This is a genomic window from Clostridium uliginosum, assembly GCF_900112485.1.
Taxonomy (GTDB): Bacteria; Bacillota; Clostridia; order Clostridiales; family Clostridiaceae; genus Clostridium; species Clostridium uliginosum.
On record NZ_FOMG01000020.1, the window covers coordinates 69,610 to 77,010 of the forward strand.

Consider the following 7,401-nt stretch of genomic DNA (forward strand, 5'->3'; position numbering starts at 1 on the left):
ATTTTTTATTTAATTTATTAATAATAAGTTTTGTCATATTTTTGTGTTAGTGCATATCTAACTACCACTTTTATGTGATAAAGTCACAGACAATATTTAATATATTAAATAAACTTAAAGAGAAAAACAAATTATGTTGAAAATTCAACTGTGATATTAGACACATGAAAAAAATAATAGACCAAAATGCGTAGTATATTTTGTGTCAGGCAAGGAGGCAAGTCCAGCTAATAGAGAGCTATTAGCTTTTAAATGTACCTTGATTTTAAAAGTCCATTTGAATATTAAAAGTGCTTTAAGTAGATTATATTAATAAATGATTATGTTAAATAATTGCTAAAGAAGGAGAGATAAACTATGTCTAAAAAAATTATTATAGTTGGTGGAGTTGCTGGTGGAGCATCAACTGCAGCAAGACTTAGAAGATTAGATGAAAATGCAGAAATAATAATGGTAGAAAAAGGTAAATATATATCTTTTGCTAATTGTGGTCTTCCATATTATATAGGAGGAACTATAAATGAAAGAGAAAAATTAATAGTTCAAACAGTAGAAGGCATGGAAGAAAAATTTAATTTAGATATACGAAATTTAAGTGAAGTTATAAAAATAGATAAGGAAAACAAGAAGATTACAATTAAAAATCACAAAACAGATGAAACGTATGAAGAAACATATGATGTATTAGTTTTGTCTCCAGGAGCTGATCCTTTAAAACTACCAATATCAGGAATAAATGATTGTGATAATTTATTCACGATTAGAAATATACCAGATACAGATAATATTAAGGCGTATGTAGATAATAAAAAACCTAAGTCAGCAGTTATAATAGGTGGAGGGTTTATAGGCCTTGAAATGGCTGAAAATCTTCATGCTAGAGGAATAGATATTACTATTATAGAAGCAAGTGATCAGGTAATGGCTCCACTTGATATAGAAATGGCAAGTATAATACATGAGCATTTAATAGATAAAAATGTAGAATTAATATTAAAAGATGGGGTAACTGCATTTAAAAATAAAGGAAAAAAGATAATATTAAGTAGTGGAAAAGAAATTATTACAGATATGATAATATTATCAATAGGTGTTAAACCAGCAACATCAATAGCAAGAGAGGCAAGTCTTAACTTAAATGAAAGAGGAGCTATTGTAGTTGATAAATATATGAAAACTTCCGATCCAAATATTTATGCTTTAGGTGATGCAGTTGAAGTAATAGATTTTGTGAATAAAAAACCTACAATGATTCCGTTAGCTTGGCCAGCAAATCGTCAAGGAAGAATAGTTGCGGATAATATATGTGGTAAAAATGTAGAATATAAGGGGACTCTTGGATCATCAGTAGCAAAAGTATTTGATTATACAGTAGCAACAACAGGTAATAATGAAAAAACATTAAAAAAGTTAGGTATAGACTATAAAGTTGTTCACATACATCCAGGTTCCCATGCTGGATACTATCCAGGAGCTTTTCCTATAGCATTTAAGATGTTATTTGATCCTAAAACAGGAAAAATATTTGGAGGACAAGGAGTAGGCATTGATGGCGTTGAAAAACGTATAGATGTACTAGCAACAGCTATTAAAGGTAATCTTACAGTTTTTGATTTGCAAGACGTAGAACCATGCTATGCCCCACCATACAATTCAGCTAAAGATCCAGTTAATATGTTAGGATATTATGCTTCTAATATTATTGAAGGAGTTGTAGAAACAATTCAATGGCATGAAATAGATGGTTTAGATAAGAAAAATTCAATAATATTAGATGTAAGAGAAGAATTTGAGTTAGTTACAGGAAAATTAGATAACACTATTAATATTCCATTAGGAAAGTTAAGAGATAGATTGAATGAAATACCAAAAGATAAAAAAATATATGTTACATGCCAAGTTGGATTAAGAGGGTATATTGCTTGTAGGTTATTAGAACAACATGAAATTAAGTGTACTAATATAGATGGGGGTATAAAAACATATTTATATGTAAAGAGAGCAGAGGAAAGTATTTCAAACCAATATAAAAATAGAAAAGATTTAAAAGATGAGGTGGCAGCAATGAAATTAGAGGATTTAGATATAACAGAAATAAATGCTAATATTACTTTAAATGCATGTGGACTTCAATGCCCAGGTCCAATAAGAAGAGTATTTGAGGAAATAACTAAGATGAATGATGGCGATATTATAGAAGTAAAGGCAAGTGATCCTGGATTTAGTAAAGATATAAACTCATGGTGTGATAAAACAAACAATACTTTATTAAAGGCAGAATTTGATAGTAAAGAAAAAGCTTTTGTAGCTTATATAAAAAAGGGAAGTAGTAAGATAACTAAACCAGGTACAATAGCTGAAGAAAGAAATGGGGCAACTTTAGTTGTATTTAGTGGAGATTTGGATAAGGCAATAGCTTCATTTATTATAGCAACAGGAGCAGCATCTATGGGTAAAGAAGTTACTATGTTCTTTACATTTTGGGGACTTAATATATTAAAGAAAAAAGATAGACCAAAAGTTAATAAAGATTCTATGGAAAAAATGTTTGATATTATGTTGCCAGGACATCCGGGGAAATTACCATTATCTCAAATGAACATGATGGGGATGGGATCTGCAATGATAAAGCAAATAATGAAAAAACACAATGTTGATGATTTAGAAACTTTAATAAAAAATGCAATTGGAATGGGTGTTAATGTTGTTGCGTGTTCTATGAGCATGGATTTAATGGGAATAAAAAAAGAAGAATTTATTGATGGAGTGGAGATAGGTGGAGTTGCTTCATATTTGGGAGCTACTGAAGATTCAGGATTAAATCTATTTATATAAAGAATCTAATTAAGTAGAGCTAGAAATAACTCGTGATGTGAAGATATATACATCACGAGTTATTTATTTATATTTTTTCTCCATAATTTTAAGGATTCACCCTTGTTGTACTGTGATTATATTGTAATAATAGTAATTATGTATGCAACTTAATCACGAAAAAAATAAGATGAATAATTTATAGTAAACACATGGAGGCGAATAAATGAAAGGTAATAGAAAAATATTAAATAGTAAAGCAAATTCTATAGAAAATTTGTATAATGTTTATCCAATATTAAAAAACATCAACGAAAAGAATAATGGAATTATAACTAAGCAAGGTCTGTTTAAAATGATATATACTAATGAATATATATCATCTTCAAATGAAACTTGTATTGGAATTTTATTTGTAATAAAAGGAACAATAAAAATACAAAAGATTAATAAAGAAGGAGAAGAAACTAATCTTTATAACATCAAACAAGGAGAATTATGCCATGAAGCATTGAGTTGTTTATTAAATTTTGAATCTTTAAATATCATAGGTAGAGCTATTCAAGATTCAGAAATATGTATAATCCCAATGGATGTGATTAAAAATTACTTTTTTCAAGATAATAAGTTTTTATCATATATGTATAAAGATTTATATAAAAAATTTAGTTTCGTTATAGAAAATAAAGAAGAGAGAGTGCATGAATCTTTAGAAACGAGACTACTTAAATTACTTATTAATAAAGATAGTAAAATAATTTATGCAACACATAATGAATTAGCGTTTGAAATTGATTCAGCTAGAGAAGCTATTAGTAGAAAACTAAAAAGTATTGAAAAAAGAGGATATATAAAACTAGAGAGAGGAAAAATACAAATTATAAAAAATTTAGAAGATCTTTTATAAAAAATACTATATTAAAAACATATTCTTTAAATTTTGGAGGAATTAAAATGTTTGGATTTAAAAAAAATGATGGAAAAGTTATTAACGTGAATGACATTGATAATCTAATAGAAAATATAGAGTTGATTGATATTAGAGAAACTTATGAATATAAAGGTGGAAGCTTAAAAACAGCTAAAAACATTCCAATGGGTGAACTTTTAAATGAACCTAATAAATATTTAAATAAACATAAGAAATACTATATTATGTGTCAATCTGGAGGAAGAAGTGCAAGAACTTGTAGTAGCCTTACAAAACAAGGATTTGATGTTATAAATGTTGCTGGTGGAATGGGGTCATATGTAGGAACAAAGAGAAAGTAGAAAATTTTATATAAGAGCTAAGTAATGGAGTTATTACATATGAATTTAGAATGGAAAAGTGAAGTTCATAAAGCAACTATTTAATTAACAATATTAAAAGCATAAGTTGATAAATAACTTTCTATTAAATGTTATAGCCAGATTATACAAGTTGATGATAACATTCTGAAATAAATCTTGAAAAACAATGCTTAGAGTATTATAATTTAGTTAAGCAAATACTTAATTAAAAATGAGGAGTTTTTTATGAATGATTCTATAAATATATTTAAAGCCCTTGGAGAAGAAACAAGAGTTAAAATATTACTGTTAATGTCAAAGAGAAGCATGTGTGCCAAAGGTATTGCAAAGCACTTAAATATAACAGAAGCTGCAGTATCTCAACACATAAAAATATTAAAAGAATCAAACTTAATAACAGGATATAAGATTGGATACAATATAATTTATGATTTGAATGAAGAAAGCTTAAAGAGGGCTATTAGTTTTATAAAATCAATTATAAATAGTTATGGTATAAATATGGACTTGGAAAAAGATATCCAAGTAAGAAATTCAAACTCACTTATATGTTTACACGATTGCAAGCATAAAAAATGTTCTCATAAAGAAATATTTAAGGAGGAATTAACAATGAAAATATGTTTTCCAGTTAAATCAAATGAAGGAATTGATAGTATACCATATGGTCATTTTGGTACAGCACCATTATTTATAATCTGCGATATAGAAAGTGGTGAAGTTAAAACTGTAGGTAATGGGGATTTAGGACATGAACATGGAAAATGTCAACCAATAAAAGCTTTATCAGGAGAAACTGTTGATGCTGTAGTTGTTGGGGGTATTGGTCAAGGTGCTATTACTAAATTAAATTCTATGGGGATTAAGGTTTATAGAGCTGTAGAAGGAAGTGTTAAAGAGAACTTAGATGTATATAAAAAAGGTGGATTAGTTGAATTTCCAGCTAATCATACTTGTAGCCATGATGGATGTACTCATTAATTAACGTATATTCAAAAAAATAGTAGCATCAATTTTGATATGCTTCCTTCATAGAAACAGTTTTATTATTTTAACTGTCTACTATAAAGGGAGCATATCATTTTAAATTGTGCTACTATTTTTTTATAAATATAACCAACATTTTAGTTTCAATTGCTTTTTAGTGCTTTGGGGTAAATTAATCATAATAAATTCAGATGTCTTTTTCTATATTTTTTATTTGTATAACTATAAAGTAGAATTCAAATAATATATTTGTATTATTGAGGAGGATTTTAAATTTAAGAACTAAAAGTAAAGATATTAATTGTCAAGATGAAATAAAAAATGTGAAATTATTGAATACATTGCAGGTAAAGATATATTGATGCAAAGGCTTCACCTAGATACGTAAGGATATTTGTTAGAATATTGACTAGTTATTTTTTGAAGATGACTTATATAAAATTAAAGATATATTTAGTGATTTTTTAATAAAAACTAATAAATAATATGGCAAAAAAACTATATACCAATTATAATGAAATAGTATAATATTTTTTGTTGTTATACGAAAAAAGGGGGAAATGTAAATGAAAAAAGTTAGAATAGCACTACTGGGGTTGGGGAATGTTGGTCGTGGTGTTTGTATGATTTTAAATTCTAATAAAGAAGAAATAATGAAGAGATCTGGTTATGAAGTAGAAATAGCTAAAATCCTTGTGAGAGACAAAAATAAGCCTAGGGGTGTAAAAGTACCTGATGAAATTGTAACTACAAATTTTAATGAAATTATAGAAGACGATTCGATTAAAATTGTGATTGAAGTCATGGGTGGAATAGATCCTGCAAGAGAGTATATGCTTAAGTGCATGGATGCAGGAAAGCACATTGTTACAGCTAATAAGATGCTACTTGCAACAGATGGAGATGCACTTTTTGAAAAGGCAGATAGTAAAGGCTTAATGTTTAAGTATGAAGCGAGTGTAGCAGGTGGAATTCCAATAATAAATGGAATTGATGAAAGTTTAACTGCAAATAAGATTAAAGAGCTATATGGAATTATTAATGGAACAACAAATTATATTTTAACTAAGATGGAATCAGAAGGATTAGGATTCGATGAAGCTTTAAAAGAAGCCCAAGATATGGGATATGCAGAAGCAGATCCAACTTCAGATATTGAGGGTTATGATGCACAATATAAGCTGGCAATACTTTCATCATTAGCATTTGGAACTAAAATTGTTGTAGACAATGTTTATAGAGAAGGTATTACAAAGATTAAGCCAATAGATATGGAATATGCTAAAGAATTTAAGATGGTAATTAAGTTACTTGCTATTGTAAAAGAAAAAGATGATAAACTTGAACTTAGAGTTCACCCTACAATGATTCCTAAAAAACATCCGTTAGCAAATGTATATGATTCTTTTAATGCAGTTTTTGTAAAGGGAAATGCTGTTGGAGATTTAATGTTTTATGGAAGAGGAGCAGGTGATTTACCCACAGGAAGTGCTGTAGTAAGCGATGTTATTTCTATATTAAGAAGTAATGTTGATTTGGAAAATTGTAATCCAGTAGTAAAAAATAATTTGTGGGATAGAAAAATAGGAAGTATCAGAGATGTTGAAAGTAAATTCTATATTAGAGCTACTGTATTGGATGAACCAGGGGTACTAGGAGAAATTACTGCTATATTAGGAAAACATAATGTTAGTTTACGTTCAGTAATTCAAAAAGGTGAAGAAAATGAAAAGGGTCAAGTGACAATAGTATTGGTTACTCATACTGTAACTCAAGCACAAATTTTTGATGCTTTTCATAAAATTTCAGAATTAAAATCTGTAAATAACATAGATAATATAATTAGGATAGAAGACTTTAAAAATTAGTTAAGTCATATGTAAATAAAATAACAAGTCAAAAATGCGACGTATATTTTGTTTTAAGACGAGGTGCCCCTTGAGGGTATAAGTTTAACTAAGTTCATCTGGAGTATAAAATTCCATCTGAAAAGTTTCGCTTTATGTAAGAGCAAGGAAGTGAGAATAGATTATAGTGAGCTGTTGATTGATTTTACTGACACAGTATTATGAAAAATAGACGAGCATAGTGACCAATGTCATTTAGTTAACAAAATGACATTGATATTGTTCAAAAAAAGTAAGGTATAAAAATATACCTTGCTTTTTTTTCAATTAACACTTGACAAATATATAGAAAAATGCGGCGTAGCCCCTTAAATATATAAAAATTTAAGGAGGCATCACTAATGATTAATTACTCAAAAATTGTAAAATACAAGCTAACATATATTATTAAAGAAATGGG

5 protein-coding genes are annotated in these 7,401 nt (G+C 28.0%); all 5 read left to right on the forward strand.

Annotated features, from left to right (window positions below):
• Window positions 1–357: 357 nt before the first annotated feature.
• The 5 genes from BM027_RS12755 to BM027_RS12775 all read left to right on the forward strand — a co-directional run bounded on the left by BM027_RS12755 (window position 358) and on the right by BM027_RS12775 (window position 6,962).
• Window positions 358–2,835: a CoA-disulfide reductase gene (locus BM027_RS12755; RefSeq protein ID WP_090092447.1), complete on the forward strand. Its 2,478-nt coding sequence runs from the start codon at window positions 358–360 to the stop codon at window positions 2,833–2,835.
• A gap of 205 nt (window positions 2,836–3,040) precedes the next feature.
• Window positions 3,041–3,721, forward strand: coding sequence for a Crp/Fnr family transcriptional regulator (locus tag BM027_RS12760; protein ID WP_090092449.1), 681 nt, complete (start codon window positions 3,041–3,043; stop codon window positions 3,719–3,721).
• 47 nt (window positions 3,722–3,768) lie between these two features.
• Window positions 3,769–4,086 carry a rhodanese-like domain-containing protein gene (locus BM027_RS12765; protein ID WP_090092452.1) on the forward strand — a complete coding sequence of 106 codons (318 nt, stop codon included), beginning with the start codon at window positions 3,769–3,771 and terminating at the stop codon, window positions 4,084–4,086.
• Between the two features lie 246 nt (window positions 4,087–4,332).
• Entirely contained in the window at window positions 4,333–5,088 is a 756-nt protein-coding gene (locus BM027_RS18820) for a metalloregulator ArsR/SmtB family transcription factor (protein ID WP_090092454.1), read from the forward strand.
• A 572-nt stretch (window positions 5,089–5,660) separates the two neighbouring features.
• Entirely contained in the window at window positions 5,661–6,962 is a 1,302-nt protein-coding gene (locus tag BM027_RS12775; RefSeq protein WP_090092456.1) for a homoserine dehydrogenase, read from the forward strand.
• Window positions 6,963–7,401 lie beyond the last annotated feature (439 nt).